This window comes from Streptomyces sp. NPDC049837, from assembly GCF_040674455.1.
Taxonomy (GTDB): domain Bacteria; phylum Actinomycetota; class Actinomycetes; order Streptomycetales; family Streptomycetaceae; genus Streptomyces.
Window position 1 is genome coordinate 351,845 of the sequence record NZ_JBFAMP010000004.1, and the last position, 21,668, is coordinate 373,512.

Annotated in this window: 20 protein-coding genes; 12 read left to right on the top strand and 8 right to left on the bottom strand. The window is 72.5% G+C overall.

Annotation, left to right across the window (positions count from 1 at the left end; all coding sequences use genetic code 11):
- Genes AB0J57_RS13045 through AB0J57_RS13055 form a run of 3 tightly spaced genes read left to right on the top strand, consistent with a single transcriptional unit; the run spans nt 1 to nt 2,724 of the window.
- On the top strand, nt 1-756 hold the full coding sequence (locus AB0J57_RS13045; RefSeq protein ID WP_366128129.1) for a glucose 1-dehydrogenase: 756 nt from the start codon (nt 1-3) through the stop codon (nt 754-756).
- 46 nt (nt 757-802) lie between these two features.
- Nucleotides 803-1,615 carry a phytanoyl-CoA dioxygenase family protein gene (locus AB0J57_RS13050; RefSeq protein WP_366128130.1) on the top strand — a complete coding sequence of 271 codons (813 nt, stop codon included), beginning with the start codon at nt 803-805 and terminating at the stop codon, nt 1,613-1,615.
- Entirely contained in the window at nt 1,612-2,724 is a 1,113-nt protein-coding gene (locus tag AB0J57_RS13055) for an alcohol dehydrogenase catalytic domain-containing protein (protein WP_366128131.1), read from the top strand. Before AB0J57_RS13050 ends, AB0J57_RS13055 begins: the two co-directional genes overlap by 4 nt.
- A gap of 51 nt (nt 2,725-2,775) precedes the next feature.
- On the opposite strand, the gene AB0J57_RS13060 is transcribed toward AB0J57_RS13055, so the two are convergent.
- Nucleotides 2,776-3,618: a helix-turn-helix transcriptional regulator gene (locus AB0J57_RS13060; protein WP_366128132.1), complete on the bottom strand. Its 843-nt coding sequence runs from the start codon at nt 3,616-3,618 to the stop codon at nt 2,776-2,778.
- A gap of 202 nt (nt 3,619-3,820) precedes the next feature.
- Between AB0J57_RS13060 and AB0J57_RS13065 the strand changes: the two genes are divergently transcribed.
- The 5 genes from AB0J57_RS13065 (at nt 3,821) to AB0J57_RS13085 (ending at nt 8,763) form a co-directional block, all read left to right on the top strand.
- Nucleotides 3,821-5,005, top strand: a complete 1,185-nt coding sequence (locus AB0J57_RS13065) for an MFS transporter (protein ID WP_366128133.1) — start codon at nt 3,821-3,823, stop codon at nt 5,003-5,005.
- 447 nt (nt 5,006-5,452) lie between these two features.
- Nucleotides 5,453-5,863: a hypothetical protein gene (locus AB0J57_RS13070; protein ID WP_366128134.1), complete on the top strand. Its 411-nt coding sequence runs from the start codon at nt 5,453-5,455 to the stop codon at nt 5,861-5,863.
- 125 nt (nt 5,864-5,988) lie between these two features.
- Nucleotides 5,989-6,687 (top strand): ATP-binding cassette domain-containing protein, encoded by a 699-nt coding sequence (locus AB0J57_RS13075; RefSeq protein WP_366128135.1) that lies wholly within the window; start codon nt 5,989-5,991, stop codon nt 6,685-6,687.
- A 3-nt stretch (nt 6,688-6,690) separates the two neighbouring features.
- The gene (locus AB0J57_RS13080; protein WP_366128136.1) at nt 6,691-7,938 is read left to right on the top strand and encodes a hypothetical protein; all 1,248 of its coding nucleotides are present in this window, start codon (nt 6,691-6,693) and stop codon (nt 7,936-7,938) included.
- A gap of 696 nt (nt 7,939-8,634) precedes the next feature.
- Nucleotides 8,635-8,763 (top strand): DUF6126 family protein, encoded by a 129-nt coding sequence (locus AB0J57_RS13085; protein ID WP_366128137.1) that lies wholly within the window; start codon nt 8,635-8,637, stop codon nt 8,761-8,763.
- A 22-nt stretch (nt 8,764-8,785) separates the two neighbouring features.
- Here the strand turns inward: AB0J57_RS13085 and AB0J57_RS13090 are convergent, their stop codons facing one another.
- A complete protein-coding gene (locus AB0J57_RS13090; RefSeq protein ID WP_366128138.1) occupies nt 8,786-9,712 on the bottom strand; it encodes a LysR family transcriptional regulator in 927 nt (308 codons plus the stop codon).
- Nucleotides 9,713-9,758: 46 nt separating this feature from the next.
- Here AB0J57_RS13090 and cbiE point away from each other — a divergent pair, with 46 nt between their 5' ends.
- Both cbiE and cobM read left to right on the top strand, forming a co-directional pair.
- Complete coding sequence (gene cbiE, locus AB0J57_RS13095) at nt 9,759-11,012, top strand: precorrin-6y C5,15-methyltransferase (decarboxylating) subunit CbiE (RefSeq protein ID WP_366128139.1); 1,254 nt, start codon at nt 9,759-9,761, stop codon at nt 11,010-11,012.
- Between the two features lie 2 nt (nt 11,013-11,014).
- Nucleotides 11,015-11,764 carry a precorrin-4 C(11)-methyltransferase gene (cobM, locus tag AB0J57_RS13100; protein WP_366128140.1) on the top strand — a complete coding sequence of 250 codons (750 nt, stop codon included), beginning with the start codon at nt 11,015-11,017 and terminating at the stop codon, nt 11,762-11,764.
- Here cobM and AB0J57_RS13105 read toward each other — a convergent pair.
- Entirely contained in the window at nt 11,752-12,885 is a 1,134-nt protein-coding gene (locus AB0J57_RS13105) for a cobalt-precorrin-5B (C(1))-methyltransferase (RefSeq protein WP_366128142.1), read from the bottom strand. The genes cobM and AB0J57_RS13105 overlap by 13 nt on opposite strands.
- 12 nt (nt 12,886-12,897) lie before the next feature.
- Here AB0J57_RS13105 and AB0J57_RS13110 point away from each other — a divergent pair, with 12 nt between their 5' ends.
- Complete coding sequence (locus tag AB0J57_RS13110; protein WP_366128143.1) at nt 12,898-13,650, top strand: cobalt-precorrin-6A reductase; 753 nt, start codon at nt 12,898-12,900, stop codon at nt 13,648-13,650.
- Here the strand turns inward: AB0J57_RS13110 and AB0J57_RS13115 are convergent.
- Nucleotides 13,632-15,008, bottom strand: coding sequence for a D-glucuronyl C5-epimerase family protein (locus AB0J57_RS13115; protein WP_366128144.1), 1,377 nt, complete (start codon nt 15,006-15,008; stop codon nt 13,632-13,634). The genes AB0J57_RS13110 and AB0J57_RS13115 overlap by 19 nt on opposite strands.
- A 174-nt stretch (nt 15,009-15,182) precedes the next feature.
- Complete coding sequence (locus AB0J57_RS13120) at nt 15,183-17,243, bottom strand: TerD family protein (RefSeq protein ID WP_366128145.1); 2,061 nt, start codon at nt 17,241-17,243, stop codon at nt 15,183-15,185.
- Nucleotides 17,244-17,604: 361 nt separating this feature from the next.
- Here AB0J57_RS13120 and AB0J57_RS13125 point away from each other — a divergent pair, with 361 nt between their 5' ends.
- Nucleotides 17,605-18,282: a hypothetical protein gene (locus AB0J57_RS13125; RefSeq protein ID WP_366128147.1), complete on the top strand. Its 678-nt coding sequence runs from the start codon at nt 17,605-17,607 to the stop codon at nt 18,280-18,282.
- 55 nt (nt 18,283-18,337) lie between these two features.
- On the opposite strand, the gene AB0J57_RS13130 is transcribed toward AB0J57_RS13125, so the two are convergent.
- The 3 genes from AB0J57_RS13130 to AB0J57_RS13140 are packed head-to-tail and all read right to left on the bottom strand — an operon-like array spanning nt 18,338 to nt 21,662.
- The gene (locus AB0J57_RS13130; RefSeq protein WP_366128148.1) at nt 18,338-19,825 is read right to left on the bottom strand and encodes a precorrin-2 C(20)-methyltransferase; all 1,488 of its coding nucleotides are present in this window, start codon (nt 19,823-19,825) and stop codon (nt 18,338-18,340) included.
- Complete coding sequence (locus AB0J57_RS13135) at nt 19,822-20,469, bottom strand: precorrin-8X methylmutase (protein WP_366128149.1); 648 nt, start codon at nt 20,467-20,469, stop codon at nt 19,822-19,824. The genes AB0J57_RS13130 and AB0J57_RS13135 overlap by 4 nt, the downstream gene beginning before the upstream one ends.
- A complete protein-coding gene (locus tag AB0J57_RS13140) occupies nt 20,466-21,662 on the bottom strand; it encodes a cobalamin biosynthesis protein CobG (protein WP_366128150.1) in 1,197 nt (398 codons plus the stop codon). The genes AB0J57_RS13135 and AB0J57_RS13140 overlap by 4 nt, the downstream gene beginning before the upstream one ends.
- Nucleotides 21,663-21,668: the final 6 nt, after the last annotated feature.

Consider the following 21,668-nt stretch of genomic DNA (forward strand, 5'->3'; position numbering starts at 1 on the left):
GTGCACGATGACCCCGGCACCCGGCCCACCGCCGTGGTCAGCGGGGGCACCCGGGGCATCGGCGCGGCCCTGAGCCGGCGGCTGATCGCCCTCGGGTACCGGGTGGCGGCCCTCTACCGCGGCGACGCCAAGGCGGCCGCCGAGGCCGAACGCGAGGGCGGGGGCCACCTCGTGGCCCTCCGCGCCGACCTGGCCCGGCCCGCCGAGGTCCGTGCGGCCGCCGCCCGGGTGCTGGAGAGGTTCGGGCCGCCCGCCGTGCTGGTCAACAACGCCGGGATCAACCGTGACCGGCCCTTCCTGGCCATGACCGACCAGGACTGGGACGAGGTCCTCGCCACCAACCTGTCCGGCCCCTACCACCTCACCCGGGCGCTGGCCCCGGCGATGGTGGAGGCCGGGCGGGGCAGCATCGTCAACATCGGCGCCACCACCGCGATCCGGCCGCGCCCCGGAGGCGCCAACTACTGCGCGGCCAAGGCCGGGCTGCTCCAGCTCACCAAGTGCCTGGCCCTGGAGCTGGCCCCGCACGTCCGGGTCAACGCCCTGCTGCCCGGCTTCACCGACACCCGCGAGGTCGTCGAGCGCTACCGCCTGGACGACCCCGAGCGGCTCCGGGAGGTCCTCGCCACCATCCCGCAGGGCCGCACGGGCAGCCCGGAGGAGATCGCCGACGCCCTGGAGTACCTGGTGGGCCCGCGCAGCGGGTACGTCACCGGCCAGCAACTGATCGTCGACGGCGGTCACTTCATGGGCTGACGCCCCCCGCCTTCCCCCACCCCCACGGAACGAAGGAACAGCACAGATGCAGCTCACCCAGCAGCAGGTGGACGAATACCACGACAAGGGATTCCTGCTCGTCGAATCCCTCCTCGACCCCGCCGAGGTACGGCAGCTCGGCGAGGCCTTCGCGCGCGACTGCGAGGTCCCCGGGCCGCACCGCGTCACCGAGGAGGGCGGCACGCAGGTGCGCGCCGTGTACGCCTCGCACCGCCGGCAGCCCGAGTACGCGGGCCTGATCCGCGACCCGCGCATCCTGCCGCCCGTGCGGCAGCTCCTCCCGGAGGACGTCTACGTCTACCAGTTCAAGATCAACGCCAAGCCGCCGTTCGGCGGTGACAAGTGGGCCTGGCACCAGGACTACCTCGCCTGGCGGATCGCCGACGGACTGCCCGCGCCGCTCCAGGTGAACATCGGCGTCTTCCTCGACGACGTCAACGAGTTCAACGGCCCGGTCATCTTCCTGCCCGGCTCCCACCGGGAGGGGCTGGTGCACCGCGAGCGCAAGGCGGACGCGAAGTCCGCGCAGCACCTCGACCCGGACGACATATCCCTGACAGCCGATCAGCTCGCGGCGTACGTCGACCGGTACGGGATGACCAGCCCCAAGGGCCCGGCCGGTTCCGTGGTGTTCTTCTCCCCTGAGATCGTGCACGGCTCGGCGCCCAACATGTCGCCGTTCGCCCGGCGCCTGCTGATCGCCACGTACAACTCCTGCGCCAACCTCCCCCGCCCGCAGGGCGAGCCGCGGCCCGACTACGTCGTCTGCCGCGACAGCGCCCCGCTGCGGCCCCTGGAGCGCCGCTTCTCCGAGGAGCTGCGGACGGTGGACGCATGACGGGGCGCACCGGCCGGGCCGTGGTCCTGGAGGAGTTCGGCGCACCGCTCGTGCTGCGGGAGTTCCCGGTGCCCCCGGCGCCGGCGGGCGGCATGGTCGTCGGCGGTCTGCACGGCGGCGTCTGCGGCACCGACCTGCACCTCCAGCAGGGCCACCTGCCCATTCCGGTACCGCTGGTGCTCGGCCACGAGGGGTACGGCACCGTCCTCGAACTCGGCGCGGGCGCGGACCGCGACGCCCTGGGCGCCCCCCTCGCGGTGGGCGACGCGGTGATGTGGGCCTCGTCCATCGCCTGCGGGACGTGCCCGCCGTGCCGGCTGCACCGTGAGCCGACCCTGTGCGAGAACCGGCGCACCTACGGCGTGAACCGGGCGGTCACCGACGACGGCGGAACCGCCCTGTCGGGCTCCTGGGCCGACCACATCGTGCTGCGCCCGGGAACCACCGTGGTGAAGGCGGCGCCCGGGGTGTCCGCCACGGCCGCGATGGCCCTGGCCTGCGCGGGCCCCACCGTGGTGCACGCCCTGTACGAGCGGCGCCCGGTGCGGCTGGGGGAGACCGTCATCGTCCAGGGCAGCGGCCCGGTCGGGCTGGCCGCGGCGGCCTTCGCGCAGCTCGCCGGGGCGGCGCGGGTGGTGATCGTCGGCGGTCCGGCGAACCGGCTCGCGGCAGCGGCGGCCGCCGGCATCGGCGACGTGCACCTGGACATCGTCGGTGCCCCCGACCCGGAGGCGGTGCTGCGGGAGGCGCGGGCGGCCGCCGGGCCCGACGGGGCCGACCTGGTCGTCGAGTGCGCCGGGGTGCCGGCCGCCGTCGCCCAGGGCCTGACACTGGCCCGGCGGGGCGGCTCCTACCTGGTCGTCGGCCAGTACACCGACGCCGGGGACACCCTGGTCAACCCGCACCAGATCGTGCACCGGCAGCTCGACGTGATCGGCTCCTGGGCCTTCACCGGGGCCCACCTCGTCGAGTACGTACGGCTCCTCCCGGCCCTCGCCGCGCGGTTCGACCTGGCGAGCCTGGTCACCACCTACCCGCTGGAGCGGCACGCGGACGCCCTGGCCGAGGTCTCGGCCGGCACCGTCATGAAGGCCGTACTGGCGAGCTGAGTTCGGTTCTGAGTCCCCTGGCCCCGCCGGCGCCCCCACGGCCGGCGGGGCTCAGGCGCGTTCCGGCGGCGCCTGGAGCCTGCGCAGCGCGTCCTCGGAGGCCCGGTCGTCGGGCAGGTACGCCAGGAAGTGGTGGCCCGGCTCGTCCACCGCCGCCAGCTTCACGTACCGCAGGCGCAGGTCGCCCGCGACCGGGTGCCGGAAGTGGCGTACCGAGGGCTGGAAACCCGCCGTCTCCCGCCGCTCGTACCAGCGGGCCGCGTCCGGGTCGGACAGCAGCACGCTCACCAGCTCCGCGAACCGGGGGTCCTGCGGGCGGCGCGCCGCCCGGGACCGGAACTGGCCCAGCAGCGTGCGGGCCTCCTGCTCCCAGTCCACGAGCAGGGCCCGGGCGGGCGGCCAGTGGAACACCAGCCACAGCAGGTTGCGCTGGTCGGGCCGGAGCCGCGCCGGGTCGGTGAGCAGTGCGGCGTACCCGGCGTTCCACGCCAGCAGGTCCCAGTGCGGGTCGAGGACGACCGCCGGATGCGGGGTCATGGCCCGCACCAGGCTGAGCAGGTTGCGCGACACCCAGGTGGGGGCGTCGGCCGGCGGGGGGCTCTCCTCCACGAACGACAGCACGTGGGCGGTCTCCGCCGCGTCCAGCCGCAGCGCCCTCGCCACCGCGCGCAGCACCTGCTCGGAGGTGCGGACCCGGCCCTGCTCCAGCCACGTGTACCAGGACGTGCTGATGCCGGCGAGCTCGGCCACCTCGGCGCGGCGCAGCCCCGGCGTGCGGCGGCCCGGCCCGTCCGCCAGCCCCACGTCACCCGGTGCGAGCCGGTCCCGGCGGGAGCGCAGGAACGCCCCCAGCTCGCGGCGCGGGGAGCCGGCCGGCGGCCTGCCGGGTGCCATGGTGCCTGTCGTCCTCCGGGTCGCGGGCGCCCCCACGGGCTCCCTCCACATGCTGCCGGTGCCGTGCGGCGCACCGGCCCCGCTGGCTGTGAGCGATGGTAATAGTCTGCGCCGCCCGGCGCGGGGCGCCCGGTGCTGAGCTGGAGTCAACTCCCCACACCCGGTGGGGAGGTGTGACCCCCGTTCGAAAGGAGCGTCCCGCGTGACCACCACCACCGGCACCACCGCCTCACCGCCGGCCGTAGCGGCACTGCCCCGGTCCGCCCTGCGGCTGCTGCGTACCGCCGGATTCGTCAGCAACTTCGACCGCTTCTGCATCGCTCCGATGCTCGTGCTCATCGGCCCCCAGCTCGGCGCGCCACTGCCGACGGTGGTGCTCGCGGCCAGCGGCTACTACCTCACCTACGGCCTGATGCAGCCGGTGTGGGGCCTGGCCAGCGACCGGCTGGGGCGGGTGTGGGTGATGCGGGTGTCGCTGACCGGCGCGGCCGTGGCCGCCCTCTGCTCGGCCCTCGCCCCCAGTGCCCCGGTGCTGATCGCGGCCCGGGCCGTCGCCGGTGCCTTCTTCGCCGCGTCGATCGCCGCCTCCCTGACGTACGTCGGCGACACGGTGCCCGCCGCCGTCCGGCAGCGCCCGCTCAGCGAGCTGATGACCGCCTTCGCGCTGGGCACCGCCGTGGCCACGCTGGTCGCCGGGGTCCTGGCGCACTACCTGAGCTGGCGGCTGGTGTTCGCGCTGCCCGGCCTGCTCGCCGCGTACCTCGCGGTGGCGCTGCGCCGCCTGCCGGAGCCCGAGCGCGAGCGCCCCGGCTCCCTGCTGGCCCCCTTCCGGACCGTCCTCGGCTCGGGGTGGCAGTGGTTCGTCATGGCGGTCGCCCTGCTGGAGGGGGCCGTGCTGCTGGGCTTCCTGACCTACCTGGCGCCAGCCCTGGAGGCCCGGGGGGTGCCGACCACGCTGGCCGGCGCGGTCGCCGCGCTGTACGGGGTCGGCTCGATGGCGGCGGCCCAGGTGGTCAAGCGCCTGGTCGGCAAGTGGACCCCGGTGGGCCTCATCGTGGCCGGCGGCGTCCAGATGGCCGTCGCCTACCTGGTCGCCGGGTACAGCCAGGCCACGGCGGCGCTCGTCGTGGTGGCCCTGCTGCTCGGCGGCGGCTGGTCGTTCATGCACTCCACGATCCAGTCCTGGGCCACGTCCCTGTCGCCGACCGCCCGCGCCACCGGCGTCGCCATGTTCGGCGTCGCCCTCTACGTGGGCAGCGCCCTGGCCAGCGGCCTCGCCGCCCACACCGCCCAGGCGCACGCCTACCGGCCCCTGTTCTGGCTCGCCGCCCTGCTGACCGTCCCCCTCACGGCCGCCGCGGCCATCGGCCGGGCACGCTACCGCTGATCCCTCCGAGGGGTGTCGGCCGTCTATCGTCGTCGCACACCACTACAACCGAGCATGGGGCCCGCCGGGTGACGGAGGCTCACGCGCCAAACCATCGTCCTTCAGCTTGACGAGGACCGGCCGGGCCGGCTCGCTTCCATCGCCGTCTGGGTGGCGTCGGGGGACCGGTCTCACTTGGTGGAGCAGGGTGCGGACTCTCGCTTGTTGAATTTGAAAAGAGTGGCGCACATTCAATGCCTGTCGAAGCTTGGAGTGGTTTCTCCGGGATCCGGAAGAATGCCGACCGATCGATGCGGGATTAAACGGAATCTCTGACCCCTCTTAAATCGAACGAAAACTCTGTGCTGATGGACCTGGGTGGTCGTATGATCATCGCGCAACACGGCATCTGCCACTGATCATCCACCCGGCGCGACCGGCTGGGTGGGCGGAACTCGGAGGGGGAACATGCGCAAGACGGGTAGAGCGGCGACTGTTGCTGCGGGGGTTGTGATCACGGTCAGTCTGGGTATCGGCCCCGCTTTCGCCGAGGGTAGCTGGAGCAGCTCAATTGGGGGATGGCTGACGGGCAAGGAGTCGCGTCACTGGTCAGACAGCAACCGCGACAATGTAGCAACGACTGTCAAGTTCTCTGGTTGCTCGGCGAGTCACGGCACCTTCCGGTATGCGGGCCTCCAGTTGAAGAAGGAGCGCGCGAATCTGCCGGACCCCGTGGTCGCCCGGGACAACAACTATTGCGACACATCCAGCTTCGGTGACGTCTCGGCCGGGAAGTACTACTTCAATTACTCGAACATGAACGGCTATGACCAGCCTTTCGCTGCGCTCACCGTGTCCAGTGTAGTTGTCAAATACTGATGGCAAGGCGCTCGGTCAGGAACGGGCCGGGCGCCCTGTTTCCCGCTCGTCGCCTTTCGCGCTGATCTTCTGGACGTGTTGTGCCGCTGCGATTCATTGATTGCTCATTCGCTTACCGTGCCGGAGTGTCTGTTCTGGATGGGCTGACGCTGGAGTTCCCCGTGGGATGCACAGTGCTGCTGGGGCCCAACGGGGCAGGTAAGTCCACCTTGTTGTCCCTGGGCTCTTCGGTGCTGACCCCGTCCACCGGTACTGTTGAGCTGGAGGGGCTGACCACGACGAACAAGCGTCATCGTCGGGCCTACCGGCAGAAGGTGGGCTGGCTTCCGCAGCAGATCAAGCCCGTACCGTCATTGACGGTACGTGAGCAGGCGGCGTACGCCGGCTGGTTGAAGGGGCTGTCGAAGGCCGAAGCGTGGAAGCGCTCCGCGCGCGCCCTCGAACAGGTACGTCTTGCTGAGCTGGCCGGTCGTCGCAGCCATGAATTGTCCGGCGGACAGATGCGACGACTCGGAATCGCGCAGTCACTCATTCACGAGGCGGACGTCGTTCTGCTGGACGAGCCGACGGCTGGACTCGATCCCGTGCAGCGTGGAGTTTTTCGAGACCTGTTGGCCGAGCTATCAGATTCGGTCAGTTTTGTGGTGTCCACCCATCAGACTGAGGACCTGGCTGACATCTACAATGCGGTCATTGTTTTCGATCGGGGCCAAGCCACGTTTCAGGGGCCGGTAGGGGAGTTCTTCGCTCGCGCTCCTGAAGGCGTGCCGGTCGAGCGACGTGCTGAGAGCGCGTATCGCAGCCTCGTACGCGGAGAGGTCTGAGCCATGCGTCTTGCCACGTTGCTGCGCTCCGGTCCAGCCGCTTGGGCCGCGATAGTGCTGATTCCGTTGCTGTTCTGGTTCGGTATGCAGAACACCCACTCAACGATCGCCTACTGGGAGTCGGCGACCACCCAGTCTCTGATCGTCCTTGGTTTCATCAGTTCGGCGTGCGGTGGTTGTGCCGCCTGGGAATCATCGAGGATTTTCCGCGCGGGGATAGATAGCTGGGCACCGGCCCGTAATCCGCTGCTCATCGCGGGGATGCACCTTGCTCCCGTAGCGGGGCTCGGTCTGTTCGGCCTGCTCGCCTCCTTCACCGCTTATGCACCCATCGCGCTGGATGCGCCCGGCTTGCCCAGCCTCTCCGTTCTGGCCACTGCCTACGCCGTTGTCGTAGGCCACATCGCACTTGGCTGGCTGCTGGGGCCTCTGCTACCCCGACTGCTCGGGGCCGCCGCTATGATCATTTTTGGTTATGTTTGGGGTTTTTGGCCGGCTGCGTTGGGCGAGGCGCCGTGGCTGCGGCACCTCAACGGGCAAGGAATCGTCGAATGCTGCGGCCTTGATCAGACGGCTTCTGTCCGCAGCATGGCCGCCACCGTGGTCTTCTCGGCCGGCCTAGTCGCAGCGGCCGTGCTCGCCACGGTTCTTCGCGCTCGACAGCGGAAGGCTACGCTGGGTGCCTTCTCTGCCGTCGCCTTGGGCACCGCCGGGTCGGTCCTCCTGGCCGTTCCGCTGGGTTTCCAGGGGGCTCAGGCGCGGGATCCAAGCCTCCTGAAGTGCACGGGTAAAGCTCCCCAGGTGTGTGTCTGGCCGGAGCAGTATGACAAGCAGGACTCCATCGTCCGCTGGGCACAAGACGCCGACCAGCGTGTACGTGCGGTAGGCGTCACTCCTGCTTCGCGCCTCGAGTTCGGCGAAGCCGATCCCAGCGAGACCAGTGTCCGCGCCGTCACGGCCACGAGCGGACTCCCGTCCGAGCCGCCCGCCTGTGCGATGAAACCTGGGGCGGTATACCCCGGTGATGCCGCTCACAGCGCCATCTATGCCTGGGTCTCCCTGACGGCAGGTGAGCCCAAGGACGAGCTGCTCCAACACTGGGATCCCGACGCTGTCCGGCTTGCCGAAAATGTCCGGGACTTGACACTGCCTCAGCAGCGTGCCTGGTTCGAGCGCAACATGCGGTCCATCCTCGACTGCTCGGTCAAGCCGGACCTCGCACCTTCCTCCTTTCAAGGAGTGAAGGAGTGAGCTGGTGGATGCGTGTCCACGCCGTATGCGCCTGCGCTGCCGCTCTGCTGATCTGCTTCATCGTCGCCCCGCTGGTCGCCGGCTCGGCCCTTCCCATCCCCTCCCTGCTAGGCGGATTGGGCAGCGGAATCCCCTTGCCTCTGGTCATGCCCGTGGTACCCGCCTGCATACTTCTCTACGTCGTGAACAGAGCGCCATGGGAGACGGATGCTGCTGCGGTACGCCCAGTGGCTCACTACCGGGTCACGTTGGCAGCGGGAACAGTCCTGGCCGCTCTGGCATTGGGATTTGTCGAGATGCAGTGGTTCGACTTCGACCTGGGGATCGGAGTCGCACGTAACCTGATCGGGTACGTCGGTGTGGGGCTCGTGGTGCAGAACGTCGTCGGCGCAAGGTACGGCCCCCTGGCAGCGGCCATGGTCCCCGTAGGGTGCGCGCTGATCGGAATGGGCCCGGGACGGCGGCCTTACCCATGGGCGTGGCCCCTGCACGAGAGCGCATCGCCACCAGCAGGCCTAGCCGCAATCGCGCTCTTCGTCATCGGCTCCGCCCTGCTGATAAGGCAAACGAAGGCATCGGACCTGTACCGAAGGTGAAGACTCCGGGTAGCGGCGTTGATGTCTTGACGTGCTCTCGCAGCCGTGCCCGTTTCGCGCCTCGTACGCTGGGGGCCACGACGGACCTCTGGAGACGAACGTGACGGAGACCGAGCGCTGGAAGGAGCGCGGCGTGGCACTACGCGTCTTCGTCTACGTCTTCGTCACGCACCTCTTCGCCGGGTTCGTCTGGCTGCTCTTCTACGTCGGTGAGCACGCCGCCAAGTAGCCCGGGCGCCCCGGGGAACGCTTCACCACCCGCGCGCCTCCCGCACCAGCAGGTCGCGCACCAGGGCCAGGTGCGGGTTGTCCACCGCGCCCGGCCGTCGGACCAGGTAGGCCGTGTTGATCGGCGGGTCCTCGGGCGCCAGCAGTGCCACGAGCGTCCCGTCCGCCAGCTCGTCCGCGCACAGGTAGCGCGGCAGCACGGAGATCCCGCCGCCCGCCGCCACCGCCGCCAGCACGCCCCGTAGGTCGGGCACCGTCACCGTGGCCCGGGCGGTCAGCCGGGTGCCGAAGACGTGCCGCCAGTAGCGGCGGGTGATCGGCAGGTCCTCCGCGTACGCCACCAGCGGCACGCCCCGCAGCGCCGCCGCGCCCTCGGCCGCCACCCGTCCGGGCCCGATCCGGTCCGCCCACGCGGGCGCGGCGACCAGTACGAACTCCTCGTCCATCAGCGGCGTCGCCACCAGCGCCCGGCCGCGCGGCCGGTACGTCGCGATCACCAGGTCGTGGTGGCCGGCCCGCAGCGCGTCCAGCAGCTCATCGGTCAGACCGGTGCCGACGCGCAGCCGCACGCCCCGCCCGGTCAGCGGCGCCAGGGCCGGCAGCACCCGTACGCACAGCAGCTCGGCCGGTCCGGCGAGCCGCACCGGCTCGGCGGGCCGCTCGCCCGGCGGCCGGCCCGTCACCGCCTCCAGCGCGTCCAGCGGCTCGGCGACCTGTGCCGCGAGGTCGTCCGCGACGGCCGTCGGGGCGACCCCGCGCGGGAGGCGGGCGAACAGCTCCCGGCCGAGCTGCCGCTCCAGCGCCCTGATCTGCGCGGTGACCGTCGGCTGCGACAGGCCCACCAGCCGCGCGGCCGCCGTGAACGAGCCGGAGCGGTGCACGGCCAGGAACGTGCGCAGCAGCGTCAGGTCGAGCGGCCCGCTCGCCGTATCGGGTGCCCTGTCGGTCATGACCCCGACCCTAGGGCTCCATGACCGGCGGGTAGGGTTCCAGCCCGTGAGCAGCCCCGGCCCCGTATCCGACACCCGACCGCCCGTGACCGTCGTCGGCGTCGGCGCGGACGGCTGGGCCGGGCTCGCCGACGCCTCCCGCGCGGCCCTGCGCGCCGCCGACGTCGTCATCGGCGGCGACCGGCAGCTCGCCCTCCTGCCCGCCGAATGCGCCGCCGAGCGTGTCGCCTGGCCGTCCCCGCTGCGCCCCGCCGTCCCCCGGCTGCTCGCTGAGCACACCCGTGACGGCCGCCGGGTCGCCGTGCTCGCCAGTGGCGACCCCATGTTCTACGGGATCGGGCGCGCCCTCGCCGAGACGGTCGGCCCCGAGCGGCTGCACGTCCTGCCGCACCCGTCCTCCGTCTCGTACGCGTGCGCCCGCCTCGGCTGGCCGCTGGAGGACACCGAGACGGTCACGCTCGTCGGGCGCCCCCTCGCCTCCCTCGCGGCCGCCCTGCACGACGGGCGGCGGCTGCTGGTGCTGAGCGCGGGCGCGGCCACCCCCGGCGAGGTCGCCGCGCTGCTGCGCGAGAGCGGGTTCGCACCGAGCGCCCTGACCGTCCTGGAACAGCTCGGGTCCTCACACGAACACCGGCTGGACGGCACCGCCGACGACTGGCCCCACCCGCCCGGCGACCCGCTGAACGTCATCGCCGTCACATGCGTACGAGCGCCGGGCGCCCTGCGCCTCGGTGCCGTGCCGGGGCTCCCGGACGCGGCGTACGAGAACGACGGCCAGCTCACCAAGCGGCACGTGCGCGCCGTGACGCTCGCCGCGCTGGCGCCCGCGCCCGGCGAGTTGCTGTGGGACATCGGCGGCGGCTCCGGCTCGATCGGCATCGAGTGGATGCGTACGCACCGCACCTGCCGGGCCGTCACCGTCGAGCGCTCGCCCGAGCGGGCGGCCCGTATCGCCCGCAACGCCGCCGCCCTCGGCGTACCCGGCCTGAAGGTCGTCACCGCCGCCGCCCCCGCCGGGCTCGCGGAACTGGACGCCCCCGACGCGGTGTTCATCGGCGGCGGACTGACCGCGCCCGGACTGCTGGACGCCTGCTGGGCGGCGCTGCGGCCGGGCGGGCGGCTGGTCGCCAACACGGTGACCCTCGAATCCGAGGCGCTGCTCGCCGACCGGTACCGGCGCCACGGCGGCGAACTGGTCCGGCTCGCGGTCGCGCACGCCGTCCCGGTGGGCGGCTTCACCGGCTGGCGCCAGGCCATGCCGGTCACGCAATGGTCCGTAACGAAACCCCAGGCAGGCTGAGAATGACCGTCTACTTCATCGGTGCGGGCCCCGGCGCCGCCGACCTGATCACCGTGCGCGGCGCCCGCACCCTCGCCTCCTGCCGGGTGTGCCTGTACGCCGGGTCCCTCGTACCGCGCGAGCTGCTCGCCGAGTGCCCGCCGGACGCCCGGCTCGTCGACACCGCCCGCCTCGACCTGGACGCCATCACCGCCGAGCTGGTCCGCGCCCACGAGGAGGGCCACGACGTGGCCCGCCTCCACTCGGGCGACCCGTCCGTCTTCAGCGCCGTCGCCGAGCAGATGCGGCGGCTGGACGCGGCGGGCATCCCGTACGAGGTCGTGCCGGGCGTCCCGGCGTTCGCCGCCGCTGCCGCCGCGCTCAAGCGGGAGCTGACCGTCCCGACCGTGGGCCAGACGGTGATCCTGACCCGGATCGCCGAGCAGGCCACGGCCATGCCGGAGGGCGAGGACCTGGCCACCCTGGGCCGCAGCGGCGCCCTTCTGGTGCTGCACCTGGCGGCGCGGTACGTCGACCGGGTCGTCGCGGAGCTGACCCCGCACTACGGCGCCGACTGCCCGGCCGCCGTCGTCGCGATGGCCAGCCGCCCCGACGAGGTCATCCTGCGCGGCACGCTGGCCGACATCGCGGCGGCCACCAAGGAGGCGGGCATCACCCGCACGGCGGTCATCCTCGTGGGCCGCACCCTGGCGGCCACCCAGTTCCGCGACAGCCACCTGTACTCGCCGGAGCGCGACCGTCACATCTGCTGAGGGCCCCTGGGCTCGCTGCGCCCCACCACCGCGCCCGCGCGGTCGATGCACACCACGTCGACCGTGACGGGGGCGCCCCGCAGCACCGCGAGCGCCTGGTCGCGGGCGACCTCGGCCACCAGGTCGCCCAGCGGGACACCGGCCGCCGCGCACGACTGGAGCGCGGCCAGCCCCGTGTTGGCCCCGGCCACCTCCGCCGCCAGCTCCTCGTCGGCTCCGCCCGCGCGCGCCAGCTCCGCCAGGAAGCCCTTGTCGACCTGGGACCGGGCCGAATGCAGGTCCAGGTGCCCCGCCGCGAGCTTGGACAGCTTGGCGAACCCGCCGCAGATGGTGAGCCGTTCGACGGGGTGCCTGCGGACGTACTTGAGCACCGCGCCCGCGAAGTCGCCCATGTCCAGCAGGGCGTCCTCGGGCAGCCCGTACAGGGACGTCACCGTCCGCTCCGACGTCGAGCCCGTGCACCCGGCGACATGGCGGCGGCCCGCCGCCCGCGCGACGTCCACGCCGCGCCGGATGGAGTCGATCCAGGCCGAGCACGAGTACGGCACGACGATCCCGGTCGTCCCCAGGATCGACAGCCCGCCGAGGATGCCCAGGCGCGGGTTCCACGTCGAGCGGGCGATCTCCTCGCCGTGGTCCACGGACACGGTGATCTCGACGTCCCCGCCGGCGCCGTGCGCGGCCGCCACCCGCGCGACGTGCTCGCGCATCATCTGGCGCGGCACCGGGTTGATCGCGGGCTCGCCCACCTCCAGCGGCAGCCCGGGCCGGGTGACGGTCCCCACTCCCGTACCCGCCCGGAAGACCACACCGGAGCCGGCGGGCAGGACGCGCACCGTGGCCCTGACCAGGGCGCCATGGGTCACGTCCGGATCGTCCCCGGCGTCCTTCACGATCCCCGCCATGGCCGCCGTCCCGGAGAGGGACTCCGCCGCCAGGGCGAACGCCGGGGTCTGCCCCTTCGGCAGCGTGATCGTCACCGGGTCGGGGAAGTCCCCGGTCAGCAGGGCGGTGTACGCGGCGGTCGTCGCCGCCGTCGCGCACGCCCCGGTCGTCCAGCCGGGCCGGAGGCCGGTGTGCTTGAGTTGGGCGCTGCGCCCCCCGCTCGCACTCGTAGTCATGGACGGTCCCCGATGCACGTACTGATCCTCGGCGGAACGACCGAGGCCCGCCGCCTGGCGGAAACCCTCCACGAGGACGGGACCGCCCGGATCACGTCCTCCCTCGCGGGCCGCGTCACCGCGCCCCGGCTGCCCCCGGGCGAGGTGCGCGTCGGCGGGTTCGGCGGCGCCGAGGGCCTGGCGCGCTGGCTGCGCGAGCACCAGGTGGACGCGGTCATCGACGCCACCCATCCTTTCGCGGACACGATCAGTTGCAACGCGGCCGGTGCGGCCGCCGACGCCCATGTTCCCCTGCTCGCCCTCCGCCGTCCCGGGTGGGCCCCGGTCGAGGGGGACGACTGGCACATGGTGGACACCCTGACGGAGGCGGCGGACACCGCCCGCGCCCTGGGCCGCCGTGTCTTCCTCACCACGGGCCGGATGGGTCTCGCGTCCTTCGCCCACGTCACGGACGCCTGGTTCCTGGTCCGCTCGGTGGACGCCCCGGAGCCGCCGTACCCGCCGCGCATGGAGGTCCTGCTCGACCGGGGCCCCTTCACCCTGGACGGCGAGCGGGAGGTGCTGCGCCGGTACGCCGTCGACGTGCTGGTCACCAAGGACAGCGGCGGCGCGGCGACGGCCCCGAAGCTCCGGGCCGCCCGCGAGGCCGCCCTCCCCGTCGTGATCGTCCGCCGCCCGCCCGCCCCGGACGGCGTCCCGGTGGCCGCGACGCCCGAGGAGGCGGCCTCCTGGGTGCTCCGGCGGGTTCAGCCCGACGCGAGCTGAGCGCTCGGCACCCACCACCCCTCGGCGTCCCCGTCGACCGCGCGCAGCATCATGCGGCCGTCCACCAGCGCGCGGCGGTCGTAGCGCACGGGCGTGTCCTGCGGGTACGTCACCGTCCGCTCCTCGCTGCCCCTGCGGCACACCACGCTCACCCCGGCAGGGAACCGCGCGCGCCGCGCCGGCCGGTAGTCGGACGCGCACCACTCGCCCCGCAGGTACGCGGCCGGGTGCCGCTCGGCCACGTACCACCCGCTGCCCGGACCCTCCGTCAGCAGGTAGTGCACGTCCCTCCCCTTGACGCGCACCCGGTGCGAGGCCGCGACCTCGGCGGGGCGGGCCGCCTCCAGGGTGCGCGAGCCGGTGAGGGTGCCGTCGTCGTCGTACCGCCGCAGCGTGTGCCTGCCCGCCGCGAGGTGGACCCGGCCGCCGTCCCCGCCGAGCGACGGCTCCGGGTAGTCGTCCATCAGCAGGTCCGACTGCGCGGCGAGCAGCTCGCTGCCGGACAGCCAGGACAGTTGGCGCAGCAGCGCGACGTGCAGGGGGTGGTACGACGCCGTCGGCACGGCGTGCGTACGGCAGTAGTGCGACAGCCAGCCGGGGTTGCGCATCTCCGCGAAGTTCGCGGCCAGCGTCGTCAGGGAGCCGTCGAAGAGGTCGTCGGCGAGCGGGTCGCGGGTCAGCGCGTAGTAGTCCCACAGCCCGAGCGCGGCGAACATGAAGCCGTTGTACGTGTAGTCGGAGGTGCCCGGCGCGTCCATCGGGTACTCGTGGATCCACAGGTGCCCAGCCGTGTCCCGCGCCACCACCCAGGGCGCCTCGCCGTCCCCCGCCAGCAGCGACCGGAACGCCCCGTCCGCCGCCGCCCGGTACCGCCCACGGTCCGCCGCCGGAACGGCCGGTACCTGGGCCAGTTGGGCGAACAGGCTCAGTGCCTCGCCCTGGGCCATGCCCGAGTACCAGGGCGCCTCGTAGGCGATACCGGTGTGCACCTCGTGCGCGAAGTCGAACGGATACGGGAAGAACCACGCCCCCCGCCGCTCGTGCCGCCGCGCCACCACCCGCTCGGCCTGCGCCCGCGCCCGCGCCAGGAAGAACGTGTCCCCGGTGCGCCGGTAGGCGGCGAGGTTCTCCAGCCCGTACTGGATCTGCCCGACGGGATGGTCGTACAGCCGCCCCTTCCACCGGAACATCCGCACCCCGTCCCCGTCCCGCACCCCTCCGTCCTCCCGCCCGGCCACCCGGTCCCGCCACGGCCGCATCCCCTCGGGCACATCCAGCACACACCGGAACCCCCGCACCCCGAACGCGAACGGCAACCCGCCCGCCACGGCCACCTCCCCGGAAGCCCGCAGTCCCACCGGTAACCCACCTCCAGCCAACGCCACGGCCGCGCCGCCGCCCCCACAACCTCCATGGACCGCCTGCGGCTCTCCACCACGAATCCCCCCATCAGGTCCGGCAGTCACCTGCCGTTCCCCGAAGGAGGGATCTTGGTTCCCACCCGGCGAGCCGCCGTGGCCGGCTCACTGCCGTCAGCGGTCGGCCACCGGCTCCTCGGCCTGAACGCGGTGCGCGCCGCGTCGGTCCAGGTGGGTGATGACCTGGGCGTGAAAGCGGTCCACGGCCTCGTCCACGCTGCGGATGAACCCGCTCTCGGCAGAGCCGCGACCTGTTCCCATGCCCTTGAAGAGGGAGAGCCGGAAACCGACGATTTCCGCGCCGTCCTTAGGCAGGATGTCCGCCGGTTCGGGACGCAGCCGTTCCAAGGTGCCCCTCGGGCCCGCTCCCGGGCCCGCGACCAGTGTCTCGATGTGCAAGTCCGCCGGAGCGGCCGCCAACTGGCGAATCAGGCGTTTGGCTCTGGTGAGCGGGTAGCCCTGCTCGGCCGCCGGCAGCTCGATCGATGTACGCAGCTTGCCCGTGCGCAGATCCGCCGTGATGGCGAGGATCCCCTGCGTGTCCTCCATACGAAGCTCGGCGTGCAACCGTCCCTCCAGGCAGAGCCGGTCCGCCATTTCGGCACGGCGGGTACGGGGATCCGTACCGCGCTTGGCGCGCTGAACGGGCAGCACCTTCCGGCCCAGTTCACCGCCGAGCCGTAAACACACCTGCCTGATCAGCCGTTCCCAGCTCTCGGTGACCTCCGTGGCCCGTGCGTCACCCTGGCACAGGGTCTCGTTGTCGATCCCGTTCCGCACCGGTACCCATGCCGATCCCATGTTCTGGAACCCGTGGCACCCCGAGTTGTCGTGCTGGAGGTAGTGCAGCAGCTCGTGCAGCAGCCATGCGTGCGCGGCGTTGCCCACACCTTCATGCCGGATCAGCATCTGGGCCTGGTGGGCGACTTCGGCCCAGGAAAGGTGCCAGAGGGCGACCTTGTGCTTGCGCCGCCCGTCGATCTTGATGTCGACCAGCGGGCTGCCCTCCAGGGCGACATCGTTGGACAGTGTGATCACTGCCTCGTAACCGCGTCGGGCGGCGATGTCGACGTAGGCCTGCACCTGCTCGGACTTGAGCGGGTTGCCGTTCGTCTTCGTCTCGATGAGAGCGGTCCACAGCTTCCCGGCGCGTTCGACGCGGACGACGCCGTCGGGGCGCCTCGGGGAGTCACCGTGCGGCAGGGACACTTCCGTGAATGTCTCCATGCGCCCGGCCGGTGCCCCGAAGCCGGCGGTGAGACGCCGGCCGAACTCCGGGACCTGAGCCATCACCGACAGCAGGACCGACGTGGCCCGGGTCTCGCGTTCCCGGTCGCTCTTGAGCGCGGTGACGGGGAAGAGCCGGGCGGTCCTCCAGGACTCGTTCTCGGCGAGGGACTTCTTGGTGGTCTTCGGGAGGGTCACCTTCTTCTTCGCGGTACGCGGCCGTGCGGGCTTCCTCGGCCCGTCGGTTCCCGCCGGAAGCTCGCCCGTCCCCGCCGGAGCGGCCCCGGCGGCCCTGGGCGGGGGGACGTGCGCCGGTCCCATGGCCACGGGCGGCACCGGGCCGCTCGCCGCCTCCTGCTCCGGCCCGGGCTCCGGCCCGGTATCCGTGCCGGCCTCCTCCGTGTCGTCCTCGATGTCGACACCGAAGTCCGTCGCCAGGCCGACCAGTCCGGAGTGGTATCCCTGGCCCACGGCGCGGAACTTCCAATCGCCGGCCCGTCGGTAGAACTCCCCGAAGATGAAAGCGCTCACCACACCGGCGTCCTCGACGGGAAACCGGACCAGCCCCTCCCCCGAACCGTCGACGAGCGACAGGCAGACGTCGTCGAGCTCCCCGAAATGCGCTCCGTCGTACCGGCTGGCAGCCACGACGATCCGCTCGACGTCGGACGGTACGGCCTCCAGATCGAAGCTGATCCGGTCCTCGCTGCCGTCGGGGGTGGGCGTCTTGCCCAGGAGCTGCACGCTGCCGTCGTCGGCGACCGGGTTGTTGTAGAAGTAGAAGTCGGCGTCGCTGCGCACCTTTCCGGTGCCGTTGAGCAGGAGCACGGACACGTCCGCGTCGCCCTCACCGGTGCTGCTGCTCCAGCTCAGCCCCACCGTCACGGAACCGACGTCCGAACTCAGCGACGACAGGCCGATGTTGGCACCCTTGACCATCGTGTGCATGCGGCCCCCCATATGCACAGCCGCCTCGGGACGCACCCCGGCAGCCGGTGGAAACAGTGTGTGGTGCGTCACACATGTACCGTTCCGGAACCTTAGCGTCCAGGGCGGGGGGCTCGTGCGGAACTGTGAAAAATGGGTGGCCGTGACATGACGCCTGGTAAGCGCGGCAGGTGAGGCCATGGACGGGGTCACGCGGAGGGCGGTGAGGGGACGTCGGTTCCCCGCCGTATCAATTCGGCTGGGAAACACAGCCTGTTCGGTGGACCACTGCCACCATCACACGCACATCAGGCGGCGTACGACGCGTACGTCAGTACGTCCGTTCGCCGGCCCCCCATGCACGTGTGAGAGGTACGAGAAGATGACGATGAACCGCGCCAGGCGGTACGGCGGACGCATGCTGGCCGTGACGGCCGTGGCCTGCGGGATGACGGTGGCCGGGGCGCTTCCCGCGTCCGCCGGGGAGCAGCCGACGAAGCGGGAGCTCATGGCGGACTGCGCCTCGGGCGTGGGCAAATGCACATTCAACGAGCCGAAGCTCGGGGAGGCGTACCTCGGCGCGTTCCGGCAGGTGTCGGACTCGCTGTACAACTGCTCCAGCTCGGACGCCACGCAGAGCATGACGTGGGACGACACCGTCGGCTCCACCGACTCCCTCGGGGTCTCCGTCACCGCGGGCGGCAAGATCGCGGGCATAGTGGACCTGAGCGTGACGGCGAGTTACAGCCACAGTTGGTCGAGCACCCACTCGGAGAGCAGCTCCCTGAACATGACGGTCAAGCCCGGCGAAGTGGGCTGGATCTCCCGCGCGCAGGTCATGCAGAAGGTCTCCGGCACCTGGCAGACCCACTACGACAGCCCCAAGTGGGGGCACTACTACTGGTTCGTCCCGGACACCATCACCGGGCCCGCCAAGAACGGCACGGACGGCAAGAGCAACGCGGTGGTCGTGAAGACCCGCAAGATGACCGACGCGGAGAAGCGGTCGTGCTCCGCCGACGCGGATCACCAGGGCAGGGCGTTCGTGCAGCAGCGCTGACCGCAGGGCGGACCCGGGGCCGGCGTCGGGCGGGACGCCGGCCCCGGGTGCGGGATCACCCCTCCGGGTACCTCCGGGGCGTCCAGGCCACCGTGTCGCCGTCGGTCCTCCGGACGGCCTGGGTCTGGGAGGAGCCGATGAGGAGGAGGGTGCGCATGTCGACCTCGGACGGGTCCAGGTCCGCGAGGGGCAGGACGCGGACGGACTCCTCCGGGCCGCCGACGTCGCGGGCGACGACCACCGGGGTGTCCGGGGCGCGGTGTTCCAGGAGGAGTTCGCGGGCCTTGGCGACCTGCCAGGTGCGGGAGCGGGAGCCGGGGTTGTAGAGGGCGAGGACCAGGTCGGCCGCGGCGGCCGCGCGGAGGCGTTCGGCGATCACCTCCCAGGGCTTGAGGCGGTCCGACAGGGAGATCGTCGCGTAGTCGTGGCCCAGCGGGGCGCCCGCCTTCGCGGCGGCGGCGTTCGCGGCGGTCACGCCCGGCAGGACGCGGACCGGGACGTCCAGGTACGGGTCCTGGGAGGCGACCTCCAGGACCGCGGTCGCCATGGCGAACACGCCCGGGTCGCCACCCGACACCACGGCCACCCGCCGCCCGCGCCGTGCCAGGTCCAGGGCGAACTCGGCGCGCTCCGACTCGACCTTGTTGTCCGAGCCGTGGCGCTGCTGGCCGGGTCGGGAAGGGACCCGGTCCAGGTAGGTCGTGTAGCCCACCAGGTCCGTCGCCGAGGCGAGGGCGCCGCGCGTCTCGGGCGTCAGCCACAGGGGCCCGGCGGGGCCCGTACCGACGACCACGACCTCGCCCCGCTCGGGCTCGGCCGGCCCGGAGTCGACGCGCGACGGGAGCACCGCCACCGAGAAGTACGGGACCGAGTCGGGGTCCACGTCCGCCAGGGCGCCCGTGCGTTCGCCGGCCATGGTGGCCCGCTCCACGTAGTGGGCGTCGTCCAGCCGGCCGGCCCGCTCCAGGGCGCGCCGCACCGCCGGGAAGGTGCGGCCCAGCTTCATGACGACTGCGGAGTCCGTGGCCGCCAGGCGGGCGGTCAGCTCCTCCTCCGGCAGCGTGCCGGGGATGATCGTGAGGATCTCCTCCGCCTCGCACAGCGGCTTGCCCAGCCGGGCGGCCGACGCGCTCACCGACGTGACGCCGGGGATGACCTCCGTGTCGTAGCGGTGGGCCAGCCGCTTGTGCATGTGCTGGTAGGAGCCGTAGAAGAGCGGGTCGCCCTCCGCCAGGACGGCCACCGTGCGGCCCGCGTCCAGGTGCGCGGCCAGGCGCGCGGACGCCTCCTCGTAGAAGTCGTTGAGCGCGCCCCGGTACCCGCCGGGGTGATCCGTCGTCTCGACGGTCAGCGGGTACATCAGGCGCTCTTCGATGTGGTCCTCGCGGATGTGCTCGGCCGCGATCGAGCGCGCGATCGAGCGGCCGTGCCGGGCCGAGTGGTACGCGATGACGTCGGCGGCCGCGATGGCCTTCACCGCCGCCACCGTCATCAGGTTCGGGTCGCCGGGGCCGAGCCCGACGCCGTACAGCTTGCCGCTCATGCCTGGATCTCCGCCTCGTGGGCGATCGCGTTGACCGCCGCCGCCGCCATCGCGCTGCCGCCCCGCCGGCCCCGCACCACCAGGTGCTCCAGGCCCGGGAACGCCGCCAGCGCGTCCTTGGACTCGGCCGCCCCGATGAACCCCACCGGTATGCCGATCACCGCCGCCGGGCGCGGCGCGCCCGCCTCGATCATCTCCAGGAGCCGGAAGAGCGCGGTCGGCGCGTTGCCCACCGCGACGACCGAGCCTTCGAGCCGGTCCCGCCACAGCTCCAGCGCGGCCGCGCTGCGCGTGGTGCCCAGCTCGGCGGCGAGCGCCGGGACGGACGGGTCGGAGAGCGTGCAGATCACGTCGTTGTCGGCGGGCAGCCGCTTGCGCGTGACGCCGCTCGCGACCATCTGCGCGTCGCACAGGATCGGCGCCCCGGCGCGCAGCGCCTCGCGGGCCCGGGCCACCACGCCCGGCGTGTACGCCAGGTCGCGGACGAGGTCGACCATGCCGCAGGCGTGGATCATCCGCACGGCGACCTGGCTGACGTCGGGCGGCAGGTCCGCGAGATCCGCCTCGGCGCGGATCGTGGCAAAGGACTGGCGGTAGATCTCCGCCCCGTCCTTCTCGTAGTCGAACACTCTGCTCTCGCTCATTTCGTCGATCCTTGTACGGTCATCTGGTACGCGCCCTCGCCCGTCGCCACCATGTCGGTCCACGTGACGCCCTGCGGATGGCCGCAGCGGCGGGCGCACCCCGACCAGTGGACGGGCAGAGCGCCCTCGCGGGGCCGCGCGTCCGCCCGCACGTCGGACAGGGACTTGCCGCAGCCGGGGCGCCCGGTGCACGCGCTGACGCCGATCCAGGGCGAGTCGGTACGGGTGATGAACCCGGCCTCCTCCAGGGCGCGCAGCCGCTCCTCGGCCGCCGCCCGGCCGGCGAACCCGGGCAGCACGAAACCCCGCCAGGGGGTGACCCGTACCTCCCGGGCGGGCAGCAGCGCGCGGAACTGCGCCGACGTCACCCGGCCGAGCCGGGCCAGGACGGAGACCGTGCCGTCGCCGAGTACGCCCGGCGCCACCGGTGCGCCCGTCACCCGTACGAAGTCCGATACGGGCTCCGCCGTGATGCCCGCCCGCCCCAGGTGCCGTGTCACGTCCACGTCCTGCCCCGCCGGCAGCTCCCGCACCCGCCACGCCCCGGTGCCCGCCTCGCGTGCGGCCGCCAGGAACGCCTCGGCCGCCGCGAGCGCGGCGCGGGGCGCGTCGGCGCCGGCCACCCGGTATGTCCGGTCCGCGACCCGGAGCAGGGCGGCGCCGTCCGGCGCTGCGAGCAACGTCACATCGGCGGCCAGGGCCGCGACGTCGCCCCGCCCGTCGTCCACGGCGAACAGGAAGCGGCCCGACAGCTCCGCCGTCCAGTCCTCGCCGCACACCAGCTCGTCCAGCTCCACCGCCCAGGCCATGACGTCCGCCCCGGCGAGCGGTGAGACGACCATGTTCCGTACGCGCTCGTGCCGTTCGGAGGCGGGCAGCAGCCCGGCGTCCCGCAGCGCGTCCGCGAGGCCCAGCCCGCAGCCCTCGCCCAGCCCCCGCAGCTCGATGTTGCCTCGCGAGGTGAGGGAGAGGTGCCCGTCGCCGAGCCGGTCGGCGGCGTCGGCCAGCACGTCGACCTGACGTGACGTCAATACACCTGTGGGTACGCGGAGTCGGGCGAGCGCGCCGTCATCGGCACGGTGCAGCCGCAGCGCACCCGGGCAGGCGTCACCGCGGTCCCGGACACGGTCCCGTATGTGCGCTTCACCCCGGTCCTGGGGGTTTGGTGAGCTGGGCGGCATGGCGGCGAGCATACGCGC